Origin of the sequence: Streptomyces sp. RKND-216, from assembly GCF_004795255.1 — a bacterium.
Taxonomy (GTDB): domain Bacteria; phylum Actinomycetota; class Actinomycetes; order Streptomycetales; family Streptomycetaceae; genus Streptomyces; species Streptomyces hazeniae.
This window is the reverse complement of record NZ_SSBQ01000002.1, coordinates 3,929,385-3,952,235: the sequence shown is the minus strand read 5'-3', so window position 1 is coordinate 3,952,235 and position 22,851 is coordinate 3,929,385. Positions and strand designations below refer to the sequence as shown.

The window sequence follows — 22,851 nt, the reverse complement described above, 5'->3', positions numbered from 1 at the left end:
ACGCTGCAAAGGATGGCAGTTCATGGCAGATCACGGTGGGGAATTCCGTTTTATGGTCAAACCGTGCGTGGTGCTCCCGTCACAGCCGGTACGGTCCGGCCATGGCGTCGTCACCATCCACGTCACCGGGGCCGAGACGCGGACCCAACACGGCCTTCCGAAGACTGCGGGGTCCGCTATCACCAGGGGAATTCGCAGCAGCGGTCCGCAGGTCGGCGCGTGAGATCGGTGAACAGGTAGCGTGCGACGCCCGTTACGTGGGCCGGGTGGAGGCCGGAGAGATCCGGTGCCCCAACTACGCCTACGAACGGGTGTTCCTGCACATGTTCCCCGGCCGCACGCTCGCCGACCTGGGCTTCGCACCACGGGAGTCGGTCCGCGGGCGCGCCGCACGCGTGCGAGGGGCGCACGGAGGTGAGACCACGCCTCCGTCCGCCCTGACGCGCCGGGGGGACACTGCCGGGACCGTCGTCGACCACGACCGGCCCGCACACCACTCCGGTGCAGAGCACGACGCCGAGTACGCGATCACGAACGAGAACGACGAGGAGAGCGACGTGCTACGTCGCGCTTTCATGACCGGCGGCCCGGCCGCCCTGGTCGCCGTCTCGCTGACCGGCGACGGACGGTACACCGGCGCGGGCGGCGCCACGACGACCGTCCGCCGCGCCGGCGAGACGGAGGCCGCAGCGGTGGAGGACGCCGTCCACCGCATCCGCCTGCTGGACGACCGGCACGGCGCCGACGGCCTCTACCGCCGCGCGGGCACGGCCCTGCAGTCCGCCTACGCTTACCTCGACGCGGGCACCACACGCCGAGCGGTCGCGGACCGGCTGCACTCCGGGGCCGGTGAACTGGCCATCTCCGTCGGCTGGCTGGCGCACGACTCCGGCCGCTTCGCCGACGCCCGCTCCCACTACGCGGAGGCCCTCGCCACCGCGCGCGTCTCCGGGGACCCGGCGCTGGAGGCACACGCCTTCTGCAACACCGCCTTCCTCGCGCGGGACGCCGGCCGCCCGCGGGAGGCCGTACGCGCGGCACAGGCGGGACACCAGGCCGCGCAGCACCTCGGCTCCTCCCGCCTGCTGTCGCTGCTGACCCTGCGGGAGGCCGGCGGGTGGGCGGGGCTCGACGACCGTTCCGCCTGCGAGGACGCCCTCGTACGGGCGCACCGCCTCTTCGCACGCGGCCCGTCCGACGACGACCCGCCGTGGATGACGTTCTTCGGCGAGGCGGAGATGGAGGGCCTGGAGTCTCAGTGCTGGTCGGCACTGGGGGCCTGGGGACCCGCCGTGGCGCACGCGCGGCGCGCGGTCGCCCTCCAGGAGCCGCACTTCGTGCGCAATCGGGCGCTCTTCACCGCCGAGTTGGCCGGTGACCTGGCCGCCGCGGGCCGACCCGACGAGGCGGCCGCCGCCGCCTCGCACGTGCTCGAACTGCTGGGGCCGGTCAGGTCGACGCGCATCCGCAGCATGCTGGCCGTCACCGCGTCCCGCCTCGCCCCCCACCGCCGCGAACCCTCCGTCTCCGCCCTCCTGCCCCGCCTCCCCGCCCCCCGCGCCGAGCACGCGTAGCGCGTGCCACGTGCGGGAGGCGGAGCGGTCCGCCGTGCAGACGGCCGGGCAGCCCCGACTCCACCTGCGAAAGATCGACCTGGCCGACCGGGTTCTGGTGATCAACCCCGGCGGGTATGTCGGCGTGTCCACGAGCCGGGAGATCGCGTACGCCCGCGCCGCCGACAAGCCGGTCTCCTTCACCGATCCGGTCTGACCGGTCGACACGGGGCGTCCGCGCCGGAGTCGGCCTCCCCGCGTCCCTCTCATCGGTCGAGCGACATGTTCTCGTCGAGGTGGCCGGTGTCGTTCCAGCGGGAGAGGGCGGGGGCGTCGTAGGCCCAGCCGAGGACGGAGAGGCCGACCGGGTCCAGGACCAGCCGGGCACCGTGGCCGACGGGTTCGCCGAGCCAGCGGGCGCCGAGCGCACGGAGCAGGTGACCGTGCGCGAAGACCAGCACGTCGCGATCCGCCGACCGCGCCCAGGCCACGATCTCGTCGGCGCGCCGCGACAGGTCGGTCAGCGACTCACCGTCCCGCGCCCCGTCGCGCCAGACCTGCCAGTCGCCGCCGACCTGCGCGCGGATTTCCGGCGAGGTCATCCCCTCGTAGGCGCCGTAGTCCCACTCGCGCAGGGCGTCCCACTCAGTGGCGCGGTCACCGAATCCGGCCAGCTCGCAGGTGTCGCGGGCGCGGGCGAGCGGGCTGGTGCGGACCTCCACGCCGGGCAGACCGTTCCAGGGCGCGCGGTGCAGGCGCGCGCCAAGTCGTTCGGCCATCCGCCGCCCCTCGTCGAGGAGCGGTACGTCGGTACGTCCGGTGTGACGGCCGCTGCGGGACCATTCCGTCTCGCCGTGCCGTACCAGCAGGATGCGGGGTGCTGCCATGACCGGGAAGCCGCCTCTCGCCGAGTGTCCGGGGTGTGTGCGCTGCGCTGCGTGCGCTGCGTGCGCGCCCCATCATCACCCGGCGGCAGGACTGTTCCGCGGACCCCGGTCGGCGGGCGTTGTCGGTGCCGGATGCGACACTGCGGCTCGATACGGAAAGACCGACGACGCCCGAGGCGTGAGCCTATGACGACTTCCCCCGGCACCTCCGCCGTGCCGGCCCCGCACTCCGCCCTGCACCGGCGGCTCGCCGAACTGCGAGGAGGCCGGGACGTGCCGCCCCGCCCGCTGGACGCGCGGGCGCTGGCCGCCCTCGCGGCCAATCCCGGCTGCCGCCGCCGCGCGCTGCTCGACGGCGCCGGGGTCGACAAGGCCGCGCTGGCCGAGGCGTTGGGGGCGCCGGCCGCGTTCGGCCAGTCGCAGTTCGCCTTCGTCCGCGGCAACGCGTTCGAGGCCCGGGTCAAGGGGGACGGCGGCGCCGAACTGATACGGCTGCTGTGCGGGCGTACCGGGGAGACCGCGCCGTCGGAGCCGGGCGAGGTGGCGGTGCCGGACCTGGCGGCGGCCGGCCCGGTGGGGCGGGCGGAGCGCACCCGGCTCGCGCTCGCGGAGGCGACGGCGAAGGGCGGCTGGGCGCTGCTGGACCACCCGATGCTGACGCTGCGGGTGGCGGGCTCGCCGGTGTACCTGGAGCCGGACGCCGTGGCCGTGCACCCCGACGGCAGCCGGACGGTCGTGGAGATCAAGTCCTTCCCGGTGCTGGACGGTTCGGCCGACCCGGCGAAGGTGGGCGCGGCGGCCCGGCAGGCGGCCGTGTACGCGCTGGCGCTGGAGACCGTGCCCCTCTCCGGCTCCGCTGCGGAGACCGAGCCGGTCGTACGGCCGGACGCGCTGCTTGTGTGCCCGAAGGACTTCACCAACCTGCCCGCCGCAGCGCTCGTGGACCTGCGCAAGCAGGTGGCGAGCACCCGTCGGCAGATCGCGCGGCTGACCCGGCTGGACGAGATCGCCGCCGACGTGCCAGAGGGCACCAGCTTCGCGCCGACGCTCCCGGCGGACCGGCTGGCGTCGGCCGTGGCCGAGGTGCCCGCGCAGTACGCCCCGGAGTGCCTGGCCGGGTGCGAGCTGGCGTTCCACTGCCGGGACGGCGCCCGCCAGGCGGGCGCGGTGACCACGCTGGGCCGGTCGGTGCGCGGTGAACTCGGGGGACTGACCTCCGTGGAGGCGGTGCTGTCGGCGGCCTCGGCCGGCGACGCCGACGGCGACGGCGACGGCGACGGCGACGGCTCCGAGGGTGGGGGCGAACCGGCGGCCGCCGCGCTGCGCCGCGCCGCGCGCCTTCGTGCCGAGGCGCTGGCCGCCTCCCGTGCGTCCGGGGACGGCGCTCGGTGACCGCCGTCCTGAAGCGCTCCGCGACGTCGTTCCGTGCCCGGCCCGAGGGACGCGCGGCGCACGGAGCGGTGCGCACCCGCGGTCCACAGGCATCGGCCAGGCGGAAGGAGGGGGCATGTCGCTGATCGGTGCGCTGGCGCGCATGGAGGCCGTCGCGGCCGGACGTGCGCAGCCGGCCGCGACCGTGCGGCACCGCCATCTGGCCGAACGGCCCATGGTGCTGGTGCCGTTGACCACGGCGGGCGAGGCGGGGGCGCCGCTCGGCGCGCTCGTCGGCACCGACCGGGACGCCCCGCGGCTGCTGGTGGTGCCGCAGCCGCGCGACCGCGACCTGCGGTTCGCGTTCCTCGCCGCGCTGGCGGAGATCGTGCTGCCGCACCTGGAGTCCGCCCAGGACGAGGTCGAGCACGGGGAGCGCGGCGGCGAGGAGACGGAACTCTGCGCGGACGCACCGCAGTTGATCGTCCCGAACGGTCCCGGCGTCGACTTCGTGCGCCTGCTGGGCCGGTCGACACGGTTCCGCCGCACCGCGGAGCAGGACCCGGAGACCCCGCACCCCGCCCCGGCGCACGTGCCGCTGCTGGGCCGCTGGCTCACGCACTACGGCGAGCGCGCCCGGGTGCCCGGCTCCGCGCTTCTGGTGGCGATGACCGAACTACTCACCCGGCACTGGGCCACCGGCCAGAGCCATTTGGAGGACCAGCACCTGGGCGCGCTGCTGGCCTGGATCGAAGCTGCGGAGGACGGCCGCGACGACGGCGCGGCGGCCGCGCTGCAAGCGGAGACCGCGCGGGACGCGAAGGGCCTGCTGCTCACCCCGCCGGCCGGTCCGGCGACGGACCCGGCGTTCGACAACCACCGGCTCGCACCGGCCGTCCAGCGCTTCGACGCCGGGCTGACGGGAGCGGAGCAGGAGATCCACGACCTGATCGAGAGTCAGCTGCTGCCGACGTGGCGGTCCGTGTGGCACGGCGTGGACCTGCTGCGTGCGCTGCCGGAGGGGGCGAGCGTCGCCGACCGCTGGCGCCGTGACCGCTTCTCCTACACCCACCACCGTGACCGGGTGCGCGCGGGCGAGCCGCCGCAGCCCAAGCGGGACGACGCGGTGACCGCGGCGAACAAGCTGGCTTCGCGAGAGCAGGCGCAGGCCCGTCTGGACGCGCAGGAGGCGCTGGACGACCCGCTGGTCATGGCCGCCCGCCGGCTGGCCGGGGAGGCGTTCGCCGGGGTCGTGGTCGGCGTGGAGGAGGCGTGGTCGGAAGGGAAGCGGCCGCGACCGCGTCCTCTGGTGACCGTCCGCACGGACGACAGGCCGCATCTGGCCGAGCGCGGCACGGTGCACCGGAGGCTCGGCGACGGCGCCACCAAGCAGAGCGCGGAGCTGGCCGGCGTGCCGGGCGAGGGTCTGCTCACCCTGCGGCTGACCAACGGCATGGGACGCGGCAAGGAGCCGGCGCCGGGTTCCGTCCCGGAGCCCGGTGACCGTCTGGTGTGGACGCTTTTCGAGCACAGTCCGCGCGGCGGACCGGGCCTGCCGGAGCCGGAGGACACCCCCTGGACGCACGGCGGCCCGCCCGGCGGTTTCGCCGCACCCGCCGCCCTCGTCGACGCCGCCGAGGCCGCCGAGGCCGCCGAGGCCGCCACCAGGGGTGAGAGCGCCCCCGAGGCTGGCGCGGAGACCGCATTGCGGGTGCTGCGGCCCGCCGATCCCCCCGACCCCGAGACCGCGGAGGACTTCCTGTGACGGTGACCGGCGACGCCCGTGCGGACGCGGCGGGTGTGGTGAGCCTCGCGCGGGCGCGGGCGGGCCTGCCGCCCGGCGAGGCGGCGGCGCAGGCGACGGCGGCCATCCTGCGGGACACGCTGCACGGCGACCGGCCCGGCGTGGTCGTGGACTCGCCGCCGGGGGCGGGCAAGTCGACGCTCGTGGTGCGCGCGGCACGGGAACTGGCCGCGGCCGGGCGGCGGCTGATGATCGTGGCGCAGACGAACGCGCAGGTGGACGACCTGGTGGACCGTCTCGCGCGGGAGGACCCGGAGCTTCCCGTGGGGCGGCTGCACAGCAGCGACCCGGAGCCGTACGACCGGGTGCTGGACGCGCATCCGTCGGTGCGTCCGTCGGCGAAGGCGGCCGACCTCGCGGAGCTGCCCGTGGTGGTCTCGACGGCCGCCAAGTGGGCCTGGGTGAAGACGGACACCCCGTGGGAGCACGCCATCGTCGACGAGGCGTACCAAATGCGGTCGGACGCGCTGCTGGCGGTGGCCGGGCTGTTCGAGCGGGCACTCTTCGTGGGCGACCCGGGTCAGCTCGACCCGTTCAGCCAGGTCGGGGTGGAGCAGTGGGCGGGCCTGACGTACGACCCGTCGGCGAGCGCGGTGAGCACGCTGCTCGCGCACAATCCGGACCTACCGCAGCACCGGTTGCCGGTGTCCTGGCGGCTGCCCGCCTCGGCGGCGCCGCTGGTCTCCCGTGCGTTCTATCCGTTCACGCCGTTCACCAGCGGCACGGGGCCGGGCGACCGCACGCTGGCGTTCGCCGGGGCGCCGGACGGGTCGCCCGTGGACCGGGTGATCGACGAGGCGGCGGCGTCGGGCTGGGGCCTGCTGGAGTTGCCGGCCCGGCACACGCCGCGCACCGACCCGCAGGCGGTCGCCGCGGTGGCGGACGTGGTGCGGCGGCTGCTGGCGCGGGACGGCGAGACGCGGAGCGAACGGTCGCACGAGGGTGTGCCGTTGACGGCGGACCGGGTCGCGGTGGGCACCGCGCACCGTGACCAGGCCGCCGCGGTGCGGGCCGCGCTCGCCGCCCGTGACGTGACGGACGTGGTCGTGGACACCGCGAACCGGCTCCAGGGACGGGAGTTCGACGTCACGGTGGTGCTGCATCCGCTGTCCGGGCGTCCGGACGCCACCGCGTTCCACCTGGAGACGGGTCGCCTGTGCGTGCTCGCCTCCCGCCACCGGCACGCCTGCATCGTGGTGTGCCGGGCGGGCGTCCCGGAGCTGCTGGACGACCATCCCTCGACGGAACCGGTGCAGCTCGGAGTCACCGTGAAGTTCCCCGACGGCTGGGAGGCGAACCACGCGGTGCTGGCCCTCCTCGCGGAACACCGCGTGGCGCTCTGACGGCCGTCCACGGGCGGGCCGGTCGCCCGGACCCGGTGCGAGACGGGTCGGGGTCGGCTGCGGCGGACGTGACGCGGCAGGAGGAGTCGGACGGCGCTTCGGGGGGAGAATGGGGGTGGCAGTCGACCTGGAGGTACTCGCATGCCCGAGCCGCACCCGGCTCCCGACCCCGCCGGCAACGGCGGCGGCACACCGCGTTTCCGGCGTCCCGCCGCACTGCTCTTCGAGCCCGCGGCGGCCTCCGGCGAGGACGAGCACTTCTTCGACCTCGACGCATTGGAGGACCCGCGCGAGCTGCTGTCACGGGCGACGGAGCTGACGCTCGCGTTCCGGTCGGCCGCCGACCGGGCCATGGAGTTCCAGGCCGTCGCGGCGGCTCAGCTCGCCGACCCCAAGCGCTTCGACCGTTTGCCCGCGGCCGTGATCGCGGAACGGGCGGACTGGACCGAGGACTACGCGCACAAGATGATCGAGTTCGGGCGCGAGCTGCTCTCCGAACGCACGCACGACTGACAGACCGACCGGTCCCCCGGTGCAACAGCTGGGCGCACCCCGCCCCGTGGTGCGCCCCCGGCGCACGGCACGGCAGCGTGCGCCGCACCGCAGTGCGGGGGACGGAAGGTACCGGACATCCGTCCCTCCCGTGCGGGTTTCCGTCAATTCCACACTCCGTCCCCGCGAGGTCGCTAGATGTATATGCCATGAGCAACCCCGCTGATCCGGCCGACTGTCCCGCCGCCCACGTCACTCTCGCCGGCGCCGACTGGCTCGCCTCCGCGAGCTGCTTCCCGCGCAGCGTGCACGCCCTGTGGGCGCTGCGTCCCACCGCGCCCAGCGTGTTGCCCTGCGGCACGGCGTTCGACGTGGTGTCCGCCTCGCAGGTGGACGGGCGGCGGCTGCTGGACCGGCTGTGGTCGACGGGGCCGGGCAGCGGACCGGTCGCCGTCCACCAGGGCAGGATGCTGCTGTTCTGCGCGCCCGGTACGGCCGGCCGGCTGCCGGCCCTGCTCGACTGGGAGGAGTGGGGCAGCCGTCGCGCGGACCCGCGCCGGGAGACCGGGGGCCGCCGCCTGCTCTGCCACGGCGCCGGGGACACGGTGACGGTCCCGCCGCTGTCGCCTGCAGCCGCTTCCGCGTCCCTCTCGCGCTGGCTGGTGGCGCCGGACGTGCGGCACCCGTGGCTGCCCGGGCCGGAGATGCTGCTGTGGGCATATGTGCGCGCGTACGTACGGCCTGGTCGGGAGGTACGCCGCCCCCGTCCCGGCGGTCCGGGCGGGCCGTCCGGGAGGAGCCAAGTATCGATTTTCTTTCCGCAGGACCGTGGTGCTAAGGTCTACGACGTCAGCAGGCGCCGCTAGCTCAGTTGGTTAGAGCAGCTGACTCTTAATCAGCGGGTCCGGGGTTCGAGTCCCTGGCGGCGCACAGACGGTCGAAGGCCCTCCGCTCCGGCGGGGGGCCTTCGATGTTTCCGGCGGGATCCGTCGGGTCGGCCGGGGTCACCGGGTCGCCGCGGGACCCCGGGTGATCTGCACGGACCAGCCGCCGTCCGCGGCGCCCCGGTCCGCGACGCGGACGCGGATGCCGCCCGCCTCCTCCAACACGATCTGCTCGCCGAGGCCGAGCGGTGCGTCCGCCAACGGCGGGTACACCGAGCTGCGCCGGCACGCCGAACTCTTCGGGTGGCCGTCGATCACCTCCACCGGCCCCTCCGCCGAGTCGGCGTCGGAACGCACCCGGTAGAGCAGCACCCCGCTGGTGCACACCCCGATGTCGTTGCCGACGGGGGCCCGCGCCTCGACGGCCAGCACCTCGTGCGGTCCGGTGCGCACCACCAGGAGGCGGGTGTCGCGGCGCAGCAGGAAGCCCGGGTCGAGCGGCGCCCCGAGCGCGCGCAGCGTGTGCCGCGTGGTACCGGTGTCGTCCGCCACGCAGGCGACGTTGCGCTTCCCCAGCCAGCCGAGCTTCCACTTGTGCCAGCCGAGGAGGTCCGGGGCGAGTCCGAACTGGCTGCCCATGACGTCCCAGTCGCCGACGAACGTGTCCCAGTCGGCGCCGCCCTCGACAGGCCGGTGGTAGAGGTCGGGCAGGTCGAAGAGGTGGCCGGTCTCGTGGGCGAGGACGTACCGGTCGGGCGGGTGGCGTTCGAAGACGGTGACGACGCGCTGCACCTCGTGGCCGTCCAGGACGGCCGGCTCCTCGAAGTTGACGACCTTGGTCGCGTCGGAGTTCACGCCGGGCGCGTCCGGGTCGGCGACGAGATAGACCACGTCGTAGTCGGAGAAGTCCACGTGCGGGTCGGCCGCGCTCAGGGCGTCGCGCAGGTAGGCGCCGCGCAGCACCGGGTCCCAGTCGCGCTGTATGCCGTAGGAAGTGGAGGCGGCGGGCATCTCGATCCAGCGCTCCCGAGGGTGCACTTCGAGGGAGAAGGTGTCATAGGAGGCGCGGGCGAAGAAGTCCGAGGTCATCGGGAAGTGGTCGCGCACCAGCGCGCCGGGTTTCATCATCGGTTCCCAGTCCGGGAAGGACAGGAAGAGCATCAGGGCGTCCGCCCGGCGGTGCGGACGGGGATAGGCGGAGTCCCAGCCGTCGACGCCCTCCGTGTGGTGGGCATCGGTGCGCGGGAGGACGCACTCCCCGGGCGGAGCGACGGCTGTGGCCGGGCCGGCGACCAGCGCGGTGCCGATGATCGCGGCCAGGGACGTGAGCACGGACGAGGTGCGGCGCAGCACCGGCCGGCCCTCCACCCGCTCACGTCTCCTCGGAACCGCCACGTACGACCTCCTGGACGAGCCATTTCGGTCCCGTCCAGCATGTCCCGCTTCGTCCAGTACGTCGCCTACCGTTAGTCCGATCGGGTTATCCCCGTGTCGGACACCGTGTGTGATGTTCTGCCCAGCCCTCGCCCTGCCGGGCGAAGCGCCGCAGGTACGCCGTTCGGGGACCGTTCGTCTGCGCGGGCGTACGCCCGCGAGGCGCACGCCGTGCCTCGTGCGCCCCCGCGCCGCTGCTGGCTCGGCCGCTCGGACAGCCTCTATGATCGGCACATTTCCAGCGCGGACCGGCCGCCAGGTGGACCAGGGCAGTCACCCGACCGGCGCCGCACGCGACGAGTCCCGTGGGGAGCGATCGGTGAACGGACCCTCAGGCGGACCGGACGATGACGCCGCGACCGCCTCCACGACCCCACCGCGGAATCTCACGTACGGTGACCACGATCAGCCGCCCGCCGCCCCGTGCGACAGCGACTTCCGCGCCGCCTTCAACGCCGCGCAGTTCGCGATGGCGGTCGTCGACCACGAGGGCCGGGTGCGCAGCGCCAACCGCGCGCTCGGCGCCCTGCTCGGCACCGACCCGGACGCCCTCGTCGCCGCCCCGATCGCCGACCTGACCGGCATCGGCACCGACCGCCGCACTCGCAGCGCCTACCACGAGGCGCTGCGCGGCCGGACCGACCGGATGTCGTGCACCCGGCGACTCAAGCACGCCGACGGCCACTCTCTCTGGGCCGAGATCACCGTCACGCCCACCACGCCCGTCTCCGACGCGGAGGAGGGCCGGGCACTGCTGTCGGTGGTGGACATCAGCGAGCGCCGCGCGCTCCAGAAGCGCCTGCGGCACCTCCAGATGCACGACCCCGTGACCCGGCTGCCCAACCGCGCCCTGTTCTTCGAACGGCTCTCCGCCGCGCTGCGCGAGACCGCCACCGGCCGCGTGGGGCTCTGCTACCTGGACCTGGACGGGTTCAAGGCGGTCAACGACACCCTCGGCCACCGCGTCGGCGACCGGCTGCTCGAGGCGGTGGCCCGGCGATTGGCGAGCTGCGTGGAGAACGACGGGCATCTGGTGGCCCGGCTCGGCGGCGACGAGTTCGCCGTACTGGTGGAGAGCACCGCCGACACCGCGCAGGTGACCGGCCTCGCACAGTCGGTGCTGCGGGCGCTCCAGCAGCCGATCGACCTGGCCGGGCAGCGGCTCGCGGTGTCCGCCAGCATCGGCGTGGTGGAGCGCGCAGCCGCCGGCACGACCGCCACCTGCCTGATGCAGGCCGCCGACACGACCCTCTACTGGGCCAAGGCCGACGGAAAGGGCCGCTGGACGCTCTTCGACCCGGAGCGCAACGCCCACCGCGTCACCCGCCAGGCGCTGTCGAGCACGCTGAGACCCGCCCTGGAGCGGGGCGAGTTCGCGCTGGAGTACCAGCCGATCGTTGGACTGGACGACGAGACACTGCACGGCGCCGAAGCCCTCGTACGGTGGCGGCACCCGCGGTTCGGCACCCTCGGGCCGGACCGATTCATCGGGCTCGCGGAGGAGAACGGCGCCATCGTGCCGCTCGGCCGGTGGGTGCTGGACGCCTCCTGCCGGCAGGCGCGGCAATGGCTCGACGACCGCCCGCACAACCCGGTCTACGTCAGCGTCAACGTGGCCGTGCGGCAGGTGTGGGACTCCGACCTGGTCGCCGATGTCGAACGCATCCTCGACGACACCGGACTCCCCCCGGGGCTGCTGCAGCTGGAGCTGACCGAGTCGGCGGTGATGGGGTCGGCCGGTCGGCCCCTCCAAGCGTTGCAGGCGCTGAGCGAGATGGGCGTGCGCATCGCGATCGACGACTTCGGCACCGGCTACTCCAACCTCGCCTACCTCAGCCGCCTCCCGGTACGCGCGCTGAAGCTGGACGGCACGTTCGTCAGCGGCTTCCGCACCGCCCGGCACGAGAACCCCGCGGACGAGACAATCGTGACCGCGCTCGTCCAGCTCGCGCACGAGCTGGGGCTGACGGTCACCGCGGAGTGCGTCGAGGGGCGTGAGCAGGCGGAGCGGCTGCGCGGCATCGGCTGCGACACCGGGCAGGGCTATTACTACGCCCGGCCCATGCCCGCGCCCTCCCTCACCGCCTGGCTCTCCCGCGCCTCCACCTGACGCCGGGCCCGGTCGACGGCGACGCCCCGGCCCCCGTTCCGGCTCCCGCAACACGACGGGTCCGCCGCCGCGCGGGAAAATGGGGTGAACGGGAGCGGCGCCAGTGCGAGGATGCCCCACCGTGACACCCGACGCCGCACCCGCACGCGACCCCGCGCCCGTGCCCGAGGCGCTGCGCGCGGACTGCGCTCGCTGCTTCGCCCTGTGCTGCGTGGCGCTCCCCTTCGTCGCCTCGACCGACTTCCCCGTCGACAAGCCAGCCGGGACGCCCTGCGCCAACCTCCGCGACGGCTTCGGCTGCGGCATCCACTCCCGCCTCCGCGAACGCGGCTGGGCCGGCTGCGCCGTCTACGACTGCCTCGGTGCCGGACAGAAGGTGTCACAGACCACGTACGGGGGCCGCGACTGGCGTCGGCACCACGGCCTGGCGCGGGAGATGTTCGCCGTGTTCCCGGTGGTGCGGCAGCTCCACGAGCTGCTGCGGTACCTGACCGAGGCGGTCGGGCTCGCCCGGAAGGGCGACCTTCGGGACGCGCTGGGCGAGGCACTGGCCCGCGTCGACCGGCTGAGCCGCGGACGCCCGGACGAGCTGCTGGCCCTCGACGTGGGCGGCGTGCGCGCCGAGGTCAACCCGCTGCTGTCGGCGACCGGCGCGCAGGTGCGGGCGACCGCCGTGCCCGGGAGCCGGGGCGGCGCGGACCACCGGGGAGCCGACCTGTTCGGGGCACGCCTCCGGGGCGCGGACCTGCGGGCGGCGAACCTGCGGGGCGCCTGCCTGGTCGCCGCGGACCTGCGCCGGGCCGACCTGCGCTCGGCCGACGTCACCGGCGCCGACCTGCGCGACGCGGACCTGCGGGGCGCGGACCTCACCGGCGTGCTGTTCCTGCTTCCGTCACAGCTGGACGCCGCGCGCGGCGACGCGGCGACCCGGCTTCCGGACCGGGTCGCCCGGCCGGCGCACTGGCCCGGCTGAGCGGACGGTTCGCCGCGCGGTGGTGCCGTCGCGGAGGTCAGAGGATCGGCAGATCGTACGCGTCGGCGATCAGGGCGTAGCTGCGGACCCGGGCGTCGGGGGTGTGCGCGTTGGCCGTCAGCATCAGTTCGTCCGCGCCGGTGCGCTTGGCCAGCGCGTCGAGCCCGTCCCGTACGGCGTCCGGGGTGCCGTGCACCACGTTCGCCAGCCACCCGTCGACGAAGTCCTGCTCCGCCGGGCCGAACGGGTACGCCGCGGCCTCCTCGGGCGTGGGGACGAGTCCGGGCCGTCCGGTGCGCAGCCGCAGCATCGCCAGTGCGCCGGTCATGACCTGGCGCCGTGCCGCCTCCTCGTCGCCCGCCGCGAGCGCGGAGACGCCGATCAGCGCGTAGGGCTCGGACAGCGCCTCCGAGGGGCGGAAGGTCTCCCGGTACAGGGCGAGAGCGGGCTGCGTATGGGCGGCGGAGAAGTGGTGGGCGAAGGCGAACGGCAGGCCCAGCTCCCCGGCGAGGCGGGCGCTGAAGCCGGAGGAGCCGAGCAGCCAGATCGGCGGACGCGACCCGTCGCCGCCCTGGACCGGCCCCGGCACTGCGTGCACGCGGCCGTGGTAGCGGTGCGCGGGCGGGAAGTCGTCGTCGAGGAACCGGGTCAGTTCCCGTAGTTGCTGTGGGAACTCGTCGGCGTCCGGGCGCGGCTGGTCGGTGCGGCGCAGTGCGGAGGCGGTGAGCCCGTCGGTTCCGGGAGCGCGGCCCAGGCCGAGGTCCACGCGGCCGGGCGCGAGGGCCTCCAACGTGCCGAACTGTTCGGCGACGGTGAGCGGGGCGTGGTTGGGGAGCATCACACCGCCGGAGCCGAGGCGGATGCGGTCGGTGTGGGCGGCGAGGTGCGCCAGGATCACGGCCGGCGCGGTGCTGGCGACGCCCGGCATGGAGTGGTGCTCGGCCACCCAGTGGCGGGTGAAGCCGCGGGATTCCGCGAGGCGTGCGAGGCGGACGGAGGTGCGGAAGGCGTCGGTCGGGGTGTGTCCGGCGCCGACGGTGGCCAGGTCGAGGACGGAGAGGGGGACGGGCGCGGTGCCCCTCGCCTCGCCGCGTATCGCTTCGCTGTTCGCCGCCGGGTCACTCACGGGTGGGGCTCGCCTTCTCGTTCGGTAGCGCCTTCGTGAGGCGGCAACCGTGCGCCGGGCTGCGTCATTCCCGCGCTGGTACGGGTGAGGCGCCGGCGGCGGGCACCGGGCCTGCTTCCCGGGTGTGGGACGGCTCCCGGAGGAGCCCTCCCACACCCGGGGCGGCGCGGCTACGCCCCGAAGAGGCGGCCCAAGGGCGGGCAGGTGACCGTGCGGTCGAGGAGGCGGAGCCCTTCCCAGACGGTGACCTGGTTGGCGGTGAGGACCGGCTTGCCGAGGACCGCCTCGATCTCCGGAATCCACGCCGCCGTGTGCAGCGCCGTGTCCGGCAGTAGGACGGCCTGCGCGTCGGGGTGGTCACCGCCGCGGGCGAGGGCGAGCACCTCCTCCTTGCCCCAGGTGCCGACCTCGGCCGCGGTGATGATGCCGCTACCGCACATCGACACCACCTCCGCGCCGGCCGACTTGAGGAACGCGGTGAAGAGTTCCGCGACGTCCTCCGGGTAGGTCGCCGCGATCGCGACGCGCTCGGCGCGGAGCGCCTGGACGGCGCGGGCGAAGGCGAACGAAGTGCTGGAGGCGGGCAGGCCCGCCGTGGCGGACAGCTCGCGCACCTGCTCGTGCGCACCCTCCCAGCCGAAGACGAAGCTGGCGCTGGTGCAGGACCAGACGACGGCCTCGACATCGTGCCGTTTGACCTCCGCCACGCGGTCGGCGAGCCGGTGGGCGGAACCCATCTCCAGCAGCGCGTCGGCCCGGTGGGCGTCCTCGCCGATGTCGGTGTGCACGAGGGGCAGGCGCACACCGGCGCCCGTCTCGTTCAGGATGCCCTCCAGCCGCGGGTAGTCGTCCTCCGCCGAGTGGCCGGGGTAGAGGAACCCCACAGCGTTCGCCATCTACGCCTCCTTCGTCTCTTTCGTTCGTTCGTTTCTGCCGGAGCGCTGCCGGAGACCCGCCGGCCTTGCGCCGGGGCACACCGGCCTGCCGCCGTGTCCGTACCTTCATGGCGGTGCCGGGCCCTCGCAGGGCCCGGCACACCGTCCGTCGCAGCCTTCGTCGTGCTCCGCCGGACAGGCCCTACACGGGAGGCTGCGGGCCTCTGCCCCACTCCTCGTACCAGGGCTGTGCCTCGACCTCGTGACCTTCGAGCACCGGGTCGGCCGGGGAGGGCGCGGCTGCGGTCGCGGGCGAGGGCAGTACCGGCTCGGCCGGTTCCTCCTCCATCACGGCCGCCCCCGGCAGCTCTTCGGCGACCGGCTCGAACACGGTCTCCCGGACGACGGGCTCGCCCTCCGCGACCGCCGGCTCGGCCGCTGTCGGCGTCATCGCCGCCGGGCCGCGTCGGGCCACCGGGTCAAGCAGTGCCTGGTAGGCGCCCACGGCGTCCTTGCCGATGCGGCGCAGCGCGGCCCAGACGGTCACCTGGTTCGCGGAGACCACCGGCATCCGCAGCTCCGCTTCGAGCTGCGGGATGACGTCGTAGGTGGGCAGGTTGGTGCAGCTGATGAAGAGTGCGTCGGGCTGGTCGTCGGCGACCGCCTCGCGGGCCATGCCGACCACGTCCCGGTAGGGCACGCGCCAGATCTCGCGGGTGAGGCCGAGGTAGCTGCGGCCGGTGACCGCGATGCCGGCTTCGCCGAGGAAGTCCTCCAGCGAGTCGGTGACCGACTTGGTGTACGGGGTGACGACGGCGACGCGGCGCACGCCGAGCTCCTCCAGCGCTTCCAGCAGCGCGCCGGAGGTGGTGAGGGCGGGTGCCTCGCCCGCGCTCTCCATCGCGACGCTCATCGCGCGTTCACCCGCCGTGCCACCGACGAAGCTGCCGGACGTGCAGGCGTAGGCCAGCACTTCGGGGGCCACGGCGCCGAGCGCGTTGACGGCCTCGCGCAGCGTCTCGTGCTCGCTGACGAGCCGGGCCAGGTCGAGGCTGACCTCGACGGGGACGAACGGGGTCCGCGTCAGGTGCAGCGACACGTCGTCCGGCACCCAGCGCCACAACTCGCGGTCCAGCGCGAAGTCGAAGGGTGCCACGATTCCGACGCCGCGCTGCGGCTGCGGTCCACCGAGGAAGGAGACATCCATTTACACGAGCCCCAAACAGACGAAGGGGTGGCGGACATGCCAAGAGGATGGGGGGAAAGAAAAAGGAAAACCGGCCGGGCCGGGACGCCGGGACAGATGCCTTCATTGACGAATGTAGAGCCCGCTACCTACCGTGGTCAATCCTTCCCGGTGGGCCGCCTCGCGGCTCTTCGTCACACGCCCTTCCACCCCTGCCCGGCGCACCGCACGGCACTCTCCGGCCACCCTCCTCCGATTGGTTGACGCCTGTATGTCCGACACCTGCGTACTGGTCCTGGACACCGATCCGCTGCCCGACCTCGACCGCCTCTCGGGTCGCGCGAGGGTGGTGCACGCGGACGAGAAATCCCTGGCAGAGCGGCTGCCGGAGGCGGATGTGCTGCTCGTGTGGGATTTCCTGTCGGACGCCGTGCGGGAGGCGTGGCCGGGTGGTGGACCCCGCCCACGCTGGGTCCACACGCCGTCCGCCGGGGTGGACCGGCTGCTGCCCGAGCTGGCGGATTCGGACACCGTCATCACCAACGCACGCGGCGTATTCGACCAGCCCATTGCCGAATACGTGACCGGTCTCGTCGTGGCCATGGCCAAGGATTTTCGCGGGAGCTGGGAATTGCAGCGCGAGCGGCGTTGGCGGCACCGTGAGACATTCCGCGTCGGCGGCACCCGGGCGGTGGTGGTGGGTTCGGGCCCGATCGGCCGGAAAATCGGCCGCACGCTTATGGCACTCGGTGTCACGGTGGATCTCGTGGGGCGCACGGAGCGGGAGGGGGATCCGGACTTCGGACGGGTCCACGCCATCGACGGCATGAACACCCTTCTGGCCGGGGCCGACTGGGTGGTGTGCGTCGCTCCGCTGACCGAGTCCTCGCGCGGCATGTTCGACGCGGCGGCGTTCTCCCGGATGAAGCCGGGGGCGCACTTCATCAACGTGGGCCGCGGTCAGCACGTGGTGGAGGCGGACCTGCTGGAGGCGCTGCACGGCGGGCGCATCGCCGGGGCGGCGCTCGACGTCTTCCACACCGAGCCGCTGCCGGAGGACAGCCCGCTGTGGGAGGCGCCCGGCCTGTGGATCTCCCCGCACATGAGCGGCGACACCGTCGGCTGGCGCAACGACCTGGCCGTGCAGTTCCTGGACAACTTCGACCGCTGGTACGCCGGCGAGCCGCTGCACAACGTCGTGGACAAGGGCCTCGGCTATGTCCCCGCGACCTGACCCGTCCCACCGTCCCGTACCTCACGGCACTCAGGAGGCCGCGTTGTCCGATCTCACCGCCCTGACCGCGTCCCGGCTCGTCGCCGGGTACGCCGCCGGCGATTTCTCGCCCGTCGAGGTCACCCGTGCCGCGCTGGAGCACGCCGAGGCCGCGCAGCCGCGGCTCAACGCATTCGTCCGCCTTCTGGGCGAGACGGCGCTGGAGGAGGCGCGGGCCAGCGAGGACCGGTGGCGCCGCGGCGAACCGGCCGGGCTGGTCGACGGGGTGCCGGTGACGGTGAAGGACATCCTGCTGCAGCGCGGAGTCCCCACCTTCAAGGGCTCGTGGTCCGTGGGTGAGGACTCCCGGCCGTGGGACGAGGACGCCCCCTCGGTGGCGCGGCTGCGGGAGAACGGCGCCGTCTTCCTGGCCCGGACCACCACGCCGGAGTTCGGCTGGAAGGGTGTGACGGACAGCCCGCGGCACGGCGCGACCGGCAACCCGTACGACCCGGAGCGCACGGCGGGCGGGTCCAGCGGCGGCAGTGCGGCCGCGGTGGCGGTCGGTGCCGGGCCGCTGAGCCTGGGCACGGACGCGGGCGGCTCGGTGCGCATCCCGGCGTCGTTCACCGGCACCTTCGCGCTGAAGCCGACATACGGCCGGGTGCCGATGTACCCGGCGAGCGCGTTCGGCACTCTGGCGCACGTCGGCCCCATGGCGCGGGACGCGGAGGACGCGGCGCTGCTGATGGACGTGATCAGCGGCCCGGACGCGCGGGACTGGTCGCAGCTCGGCCCGGTCGCGGGCAGCTTCCGCGACGGCCTGGCGGGCGGGGTGGCGGGCCTGCGGATCGCCTACTCCCCCAGCTTCGGCGGGCAGGTGGACGTGGACCCGGAGGTGGCCGCCGCCGTGCGGCGCGGCGTGGAGCTGCTCACGGACCTGGGCGCGGACGTGGTGGAGGCGGACCCGGGCTTCACGGACCCGGTGGAGTCCTTCCACGTGCTGTGGTTCTCCGGCGCGGCGCGCACCACGCAGTTCTTCACCGACGCGGAACGGGAACGGATGGACCCGGGCCTGCGGGAGGTCAGCGAGCTGGGGGCGCGGATGAGCGCGCTGGACTACCTCGCCGCCGTGGACGAGCGGATGGCGCTGGGCCGGCACATGGGCCGCTTCCACGAGGAGTACGACCTGCTGGTGACGCCGACCATGCCGATCACGGCGTTCGGCAACGGGGTGGAGGTGCCCGCCGGGTCGGCGAACCCGCGCTGGACGAGCTGGACGCCCTTCACCTACCCGTTCAACCTCACCCAGCAGGCGGCGTGCTCGCTGCCCTGCGGGGTGGACGGCGACGGGATGCCGATCGGCCTCCAGATCGTGGGACCCCGGCACGGGGACGCGCTGGTGCTGCGGGCGGCACACGCGCTGTACGGCGCGGGTGTGGCCTCCGGCGTACGGCCTCCCGCGGCCTGACGCCGGGCACCCGGCCCGACCCGGCCGCCTGCGGCCTCGGGACACGGACGGCACGCCCTCGGGTACGCGTACGGCCCCCGCCTCGGGCGGGGGCCGTACGCGCCTGTGCGGGGCGCGGGTCAGGCGCGGCGGAAGCTGAGCGTCTCGCCGAGCGCGCCGGCCCGCCACAGGTCCTGGCAGGCGTCAGCCATCCGGTCGAGGCCGTCCACGACCGCCCCCCACACGATGCCGGGCACCCACCCTGCGTCACCGTTGATCAGCAGGTTGTTGCGCTCGTAGAACAGCGCCAGGTCCACAACGGTCCTCCGGCCCTGATGCTTGGCCTCGGTCTCGTAGCCGTAGGACTTCGTGCCCAACTGCGTGTCGGTGAAGGTGAAGTAGCACAGGTCGCCGGGGATGGGCGTGATGGTGGGGTTCTCCAGCGGGGGTTCCTCGGGGGCGAACGGCGGGAGGAGGGCATAGATCTCGTTGCGCGCGTACTTGGCGTGGTACACGTCGCCGCCGAGGGGCAGCGCGTTCCACACCGCGTCACAGGTGATCGGCGCGCGATCGTCGAGGAGCCTGGCTGTGCAGCTCACCCCTCGCTTGTCCAGGGACACTTCGATGAAGCGGTCCGGCATGCTGCCTCCCTCTCACGTTCTGGCCCGGCGCGGTACCCCGGGGCGGTGCCGACGGGTGACCCCGCCGTCGTGTCGGGCGGGGATCTTCTTCCTGCCCGTCAATACTGGCGCGACCTGTCAATACCGGCGCCGTCGTCAAGCCCACAACGGTGTCATCAAGGGCTGGAAACGATCTGCATGCTTTTCCTCAGCTTGGGTAGCCGCGCGCCCATGGCTCCACCACTCAGGGCGAGAACGCCATTCGAAGGAAAAGGTATCGGCCGTCGCTCACTCCTTGCAGGAGCGGCGGCGTTCGGTGCGTTCGGCGCGGCGGGGTGCACCATCGCACCGCCGCAGGGAAAGGTCGAGGGGGGCGACCTGCTCAAGCGCCTGCAGGACAAGGGCGTGGTCCGGCTCGGCATCGCCAGCGAGCCGCCGTACGGCTTCGTCAACAAGGAGGGCGAGGCCACGGGTGAGGCTCCCGCCATCGCCAAGTACATCTTCGAGAAGCTGGGCGTGCCGGAGACCCAGGCCGTCCCGGTCGAGTTCAGCGCGCTGATCCCCGGGCTGAAGGCCCAGCAGTTCGACACGGTCGCGGCGGGCATGTACATCAACCCGGTCCGCTGTGAGCAGGTGCTCTTCGCGGATCCCGACTACATCATGCTCGACTCCTTCATCGTGCCGAAGGGCAATCCGAAGGGCATCAAGACCTACAAGGAGATCGCCGAACAGGGGCTGAAGCTCGCCACCGGCGAGGCGTACGCCGAGATCGACTACGCGCTGGGCAACGGCGTGAAGGAGAGCGACCTGCTCATCCTTCCCGACCAGGTGGCCGGCGTGAGCGCGGTCAGCTCCGGCCGGGTCGCCGCGTTCGCCGGCACCAACATCACGGTGACGCGGGCGGTGAAGGGCTCCGACCGCGTCGAGGCGACCGACGCCTTCCAGCCGTACGTCGACGAAGAGCCGATGTACGGCGCGGGCGGCTTCGCCTTCCGCCTGTCGGAGAAGAACCTGCGTGACGCCTTCAACGAGGAGCTGCTGAAGCTCAAGGAGAACGACTACGCCGGTCTGCTCAAGCTGATGAAGCCCTTCGGCTTCACGAAGGACGAGATGACCGATCTGACGGCGAAGGAGCTGTGCTCCTGATGATGACCTCAGGCATGTTCACGACCTGGTTCCTGCCAGGCATCTGGATCACCATCCAGGTACTCCTGTACAGCGCGGCGCTGGCCGCCGCGGTGTCGTTCGTCGTCGGCATCCTGCGCACCTCGGACGTGTGGATCGTCCGCTTCCTCTCCGGCGCCTACTTCGAGATCTTCCGTGGGACCTCGGCGCTGGTGATGATGTTCTGGATGGTCTTCGCGGTGCCCACACTGCTGAACCTCCAGTTCGTGCCGATGTTCGCGGGCGTGCTCGCGCTGGGCCTCACCTACGGGGCCTACGGCTCGGAGATCGTGCGCGGCGCCCTCGCCGCTGTGGCACCTGCTCAGCGCGAGGCGGGGATCGCACTGAGCTTCACCAAGATGCAGCGGCTGCGGCGGGTCGAGATTCCGCAGGCCTGGCCCGAGATGGTGCCGCCGTTCAACAACCTGCTGATCGAGCTGCTCAAGGGCACGGCGCTGGTCTCCACCATCACCGTCGCCGACATGCTGTTCGCGGCGAACCTGATCAGGATCGTCGACGTGGAGAGCGCGCCGATCTACACCCTGATCCTGGTCCTGTACTTCGTCATCGCCTTCGCACTCACCCGCGGCATGCGCGCTCTGGAGCGGCAGGCCAAGGCCGGCATCGGCCAGAAGCCAGAGAAGAAGGGCGGCCTGCTGAGCCGGCGGCTGAGCCCCACCGGCATGAGCACGGAAGCCCGTAGTCACGGCGCGGGAGGCGCGGCATGAACGACGCATGGGACTGGAGTGTCGTCGAGGAGTTCATGCCTCGCTTCTGGGACGGTGTGATCGTCACCTTCCAGGCGCTGCTGCTGGGCTCGCTCATCGCGTTCACGCTCGGCCTGGTCTGGGCCATCGCGCAGCGCTCCGAGAAGGTCTGGATCAGCTGGCCGGTGACGGCGTTCACGGAGTTCATCCGGAACACGCCACTGCTGGTGCAGCTGTTCTTCCTGTTCTACGTGGTGCCCGAGTGGGGTCCTGCGATGTCGCCGCTCACCACCGGTGTGATCGGCCTCGGCCTGCACTACTCGACGTACACCGCCGAGGTCTACCGCGCCGGCATCAACGGTGTGCCGGTCGGCCAGTGGGAGGCCGCCACCGCGCTGAGTCTGCCGAAGGTCCGCACCTGGACCTCGGTGATCCTGCCGCAGGCCATCCGCCGGGTCGTGCCCGCGCTGGGCAACTACGTGGTGTCCATGCTGAAGGACTCGCCGCAGATCGCGGTCATCGGCGCCTTCGAGATGTTCGGAGAGGCGTCGGCCTTCAGCAACGAGACCTTCACCACGGAGGCCATCACCGTCGTCGGTATCGCGTTCATCGTCATCGCGTACCCGGCATCCGTTCTTCTTCGAGCTCTGGAGCGTCGTCTTGTCCAGTGACCACACCCCTTCGAACGCCACCGCGAACCCGTCCGTGGACGGAAGCGAGCTCATCCGCTTCGACGGCGTGACCAAGCGCTTCGGGAGCAACGTCGTCCTGGACAACCTGGACTTCACCGTCTCCTCGGGCAAGCACGTCACCCTGATCGGCCCCTCCGGATCGGGCAAGACCACGATCCTGAGACTGCTGATGACCCTGCTCAAGCCGGACGACGGCACCATCAAGGTCGCCGGCGACTACCTCACGCACGAGCAGAAGGGCGGCCAGCTCGTCCCGGCGGGCGAGAGGCACGTCCGTGAGGTGCGCAAGAAGATCGGCATGGTCTTCCAGCAGTTCAATCTGTTCCCCAACATGAAGGTGCTGCGCAACATCACCGAGGCGCCGGTGCACGTCCTGGGCATGTCCAAGGACGAGGCGGAGCAGCGCGCCCGCGAGCTGCTGGAACTGGTCGGGCTCACCGAGCACATCGACAAGTACCCCACGCAGCTCTCCGGCGGTCAGCAGCAGCGCGTGGCCATCGCCCGCGCGCTGGCGATGCGCCCGCAGGTGCTGCTGCTGGACGAGGTCACCTCGGCGCTCGACCCGGAGCTGGTGGCCGGCGTCCTGGACGTGCTGCGCGACATCGCGCACACCACGGACATCACGATGCTCGTCGTCACCCACGAGATGAACTTCGCGCGGGACATCTCCGACGACGTGCTGATGTTCGACTCCGGTCGGGTGATCGAGTCCGGCGCGCCGGAAAAGATCTTCACCGACCCGGAGCACGAGCGCACCCGCGAGTTCCTCAGCGCGGTGCTCTGACCCGCCCCGCCGTACGGCCGCGGCGCCGCGCCCCTCGGGCGGGGCGCCGCGGCCGTCCGTTCTTTCCGGCCTTCACCGGGCCCCCATATTCCGCTTCCGTGCTGTCGGCATATGACGAGGTGGCAACAGCCCACGCACGGACGGGTGTTGACGGCTATCGTGTACACATGTCCGTCACCCCCC

General features: G+C 72.9%; 21 protein-coding genes and 1 tRNA gene. 16 read left to right on the top strand and 6 right to left on the bottom strand.

The window, feature by feature from the left end:
- The first annotated feature begins 101 nt into the window (after positions 1 to 101).
- Positions 102 to 1,574, top strand: a complete 1,473-nt coding sequence (locus E4198_RS17675; RefSeq protein ID WP_136184012.1) for a tetratricopeptide repeat protein — start codon at positions 102 to 104, stop codon at positions 1,572 to 1,574.
- A gap of 10 nt (positions 1,575 to 1,584) precedes the next feature.
- Positions 1,585 to 1,770 carry a hypothetical protein gene (locus E4198_RS17670; RefSeq protein WP_136184011.1) on the top strand — a complete coding sequence of 62 codons (186 nt, stop codon included), beginning with the start codon at positions 1,585 to 1,587 and terminating at the stop codon, positions 1,768 to 1,770.
- Between the two features lie 49 nt (positions 1,771 to 1,819).
- Here E4198_RS17670 and E4198_RS17665 read toward each other — a convergent pair whose 3' ends face one another.
- The gene (locus tag E4198_RS17665; protein ID WP_136184010.1) at positions 1,820 to 2,440 is read right to left on the bottom strand and encodes a histidine phosphatase family protein; all 621 of its coding nucleotides are present in this window, start codon (positions 2,438 to 2,440) and stop codon (positions 1,820 to 1,822) included.
- A gap of 186 nt (positions 2,441 to 2,626) precedes the next feature.
- Between E4198_RS17665 and E4198_RS17660 the strand changes: the two genes are divergently transcribed.
- The 6 genes from E4198_RS17660 to E4198_RS17635 all read left to right on the top strand — a co-directional run bounded on the left by E4198_RS17660 (position 2,627) and on the right by E4198_RS17635 (position 8,380).
- Positions 2,627 to 3,832 carry a hypothetical protein gene (locus E4198_RS17660; RefSeq protein ID WP_136184009.1) on the top strand — a complete coding sequence of 402 codons (1,206 nt, stop codon included), beginning with the start codon at positions 2,627 to 2,629 and terminating at the stop codon, positions 3,830 to 3,832.
- A 115-nt stretch (positions 3,833 to 3,947) separates the two neighbouring features.
- A complete protein-coding gene (locus tag E4198_RS17655) occupies positions 3,948 to 5,576 on the top strand; it encodes a hypothetical protein (protein WP_247597724.1) in 1,629 nt (542 codons plus the stop codon).
- Between the two features lie 38 nt (positions 5,577 to 5,614).
- The gene (locus E4198_RS17650; RefSeq protein WP_136185455.1) at positions 5,615 to 6,958 is read left to right on the top strand and encodes an AAA domain-containing protein; all 1,344 of its coding nucleotides are present in this window, start codon (positions 5,615 to 5,617) and stop codon (positions 6,956 to 6,958) included.
- Between the two features lie 141 nt (positions 6,959 to 7,099).
- Positions 7,100 to 7,471, top strand: a complete 372-nt coding sequence (locus E4198_RS17645) for a hypothetical protein (RefSeq protein ID WP_136184008.1) — start codon at positions 7,100 to 7,102, stop codon at positions 7,469 to 7,471.
- A 188-nt stretch (positions 7,472 to 7,659) separates the two neighbouring features.
- On the top strand, positions 7,660 to 8,316 hold the full coding sequence (locus tag E4198_RS17640; protein WP_136184007.1) for a hypothetical protein: 657 nt from the start codon (positions 7,660 to 7,662) through the stop codon (positions 8,314 to 8,316).
- A tRNA-Lys gene (locus E4198_RS17635) sits at positions 8,307 to 8,380 on the top strand. The genes E4198_RS17640 and E4198_RS17635 overlap by 10 nt, the downstream gene beginning before the upstream one ends.
- A 74-nt stretch (positions 8,381 to 8,454) precedes the next feature.
- Here E4198_RS17635 and E4198_RS17630 read toward each other — a convergent pair.
- Positions 8,455 to 9,729 carry a M6 family metalloprotease domain-containing protein gene (locus tag E4198_RS17630; protein ID WP_210732843.1) on the bottom strand — a complete coding sequence of 425 codons (1,275 nt, stop codon included), beginning with the start codon at positions 9,727 to 9,729 and terminating at the stop codon, positions 8,455 to 8,457.
- 358 nt (positions 9,730 to 10,087) lie between these two features.
- On the opposite strand from E4198_RS17630, the gene E4198_RS17625 reads away from it, so the two are divergent.
- Both E4198_RS17625 and E4198_RS17620 read left to right on the top strand, forming a co-directional pair.
- Positions 10,088 to 11,878 carry an EAL domain-containing protein gene (locus tag E4198_RS17625; RefSeq protein WP_247597723.1) on the top strand — a complete coding sequence of 597 codons (1,791 nt, stop codon included), beginning with the start codon at positions 10,088 to 10,090 and terminating at the stop codon, positions 11,876 to 11,878.
- A 121-nt stretch (positions 11,879 to 11,999) separates the two neighbouring features.
- Positions 12,000 to 12,851 (top strand): pentapeptide repeat-containing protein, encoded by an 852-nt coding sequence (locus E4198_RS17620; protein WP_136184005.1) that lies wholly within the window; start codon positions 12,000 to 12,002, stop codon positions 12,849 to 12,851.
- 37 nt (positions 12,852 to 12,888) lie between these two features.
- Here E4198_RS17620 and E4198_RS17615 read toward each other — a convergent pair whose 3' ends face one another.
- The 3 genes from E4198_RS17615 to E4198_RS17605 form a co-directional block, all read right to left on the bottom strand.
- The gene (locus E4198_RS17615; RefSeq protein ID WP_136184004.1) at positions 12,889 to 13,977 is read right to left on the bottom strand and encodes an LLM class flavin-dependent oxidoreductase; all 1,089 of its coding nucleotides are present in this window, start codon (positions 13,975 to 13,977) and stop codon (positions 12,889 to 12,891) included.
- Between the two features lie 170 nt (positions 13,978 to 14,147).
- Positions 14,148 to 14,873 (bottom strand): decarboxylase, encoded by a 726-nt coding sequence (locus E4198_RS17610; RefSeq protein WP_136184003.1) that lies wholly within the window; start codon positions 14,871 to 14,873, stop codon positions 14,148 to 14,150.
- 181 nt (positions 14,874 to 15,054) lie between these two features.
- Entirely contained in the window at positions 15,055 to 16,059 is a 1,005-nt protein-coding gene (locus E4198_RS17605) for an aspartate/glutamate racemase family protein (RefSeq protein ID WP_136184002.1), read from the bottom strand.
- 250 nt (positions 16,060 to 16,309) lie between these two features.
- Between E4198_RS17605 and E4198_RS17600 the strand changes: the two genes are divergently transcribed.
- Both E4198_RS17600 and E4198_RS17595 read left to right on the top strand, forming a co-directional pair.
- Positions 16,310 to 17,272, top strand: coding sequence for a D-2-hydroxyacid dehydrogenase (locus E4198_RS17600; RefSeq protein ID WP_136185453.1), 963 nt, complete (start codon positions 16,310 to 16,312; stop codon positions 17,270 to 17,272).
- Positions 17,273 to 17,315: 43 nt separating this feature from the next.
- Positions 17,316 to 18,722: an amidase gene (locus E4198_RS17595; RefSeq protein WP_247597722.1), complete on the top strand. Its 1,407-nt coding sequence runs from the start codon at positions 17,316 to 17,318 to the stop codon at positions 18,720 to 18,722.
- Positions 18,723 to 18,841: 119 nt separating this feature from the next.
- On the opposite strand, the gene E4198_RS17590 is transcribed toward E4198_RS17595, so the two are convergent.
- Positions 18,842 to 19,342 carry a DUF3830 family protein gene (locus tag E4198_RS17590; RefSeq protein ID WP_136184000.1) on the bottom strand — a complete coding sequence of 167 codons (501 nt, stop codon included), beginning with the start codon at positions 19,340 to 19,342 and terminating at the stop codon, positions 18,842 to 18,844.
- A 210-nt stretch (positions 19,343 to 19,552) separates the two neighbouring features.
- Here E4198_RS17590 and ehuB point away from each other — a divergent pair, with 210 nt between their 5' ends.
- Genes ehuB through ehuA form a run of 4 tightly spaced genes read left to right on the top strand, consistent with a single transcriptional unit; the run spans position 19,553 to position 22,668 of the window.
- On the top strand, positions 19,553 to 20,467 hold the full coding sequence (gene ehuB / locus E4198_RS17585) for an ectoine/hydroxyectoine ABC transporter substrate-binding protein EhuB (RefSeq protein WP_136183999.1): 915 nt from the start codon (positions 19,553 to 19,555) through the stop codon (positions 20,465 to 20,467).
- 2 nt (positions 20,468 to 20,469) lie between these two features.
- Positions 20,470 to 21,213 (top strand): ectoine/hydroxyectoine ABC transporter permease subunit EhuC, encoded by a 744-nt coding sequence (gene ehuC / locus E4198_RS17580; RefSeq protein WP_210732938.1) that lies wholly within the window; start codon positions 20,470 to 20,472, stop codon positions 21,211 to 21,213.
- Positions 21,210 to 21,863: an ectoine/hydroxyectoine ABC transporter permease subunit EhuD gene (gene ehuD, locus E4198_RS17575; RefSeq protein WP_136183997.1), complete on the top strand. Its 654-nt coding sequence runs from the start codon at positions 21,210 to 21,212 to the stop codon at positions 21,861 to 21,863. Before ehuC ends, ehuD begins: the two co-directional genes overlap by 4 nt.
- Positions 21,853 to 22,668, top strand: a complete 816-nt coding sequence (gene ehuA / locus E4198_RS17570; protein ID WP_210732842.1) for an ectoine/hydroxyectoine ABC transporter ATP-binding protein EhuA — start codon at positions 21,853 to 21,855, stop codon at positions 22,666 to 22,668. The genes ehuD and ehuA overlap by 11 nt, the downstream gene beginning before the upstream one ends.
- Positions 22,669 to 22,851: the final 183 nt, after the last annotated feature.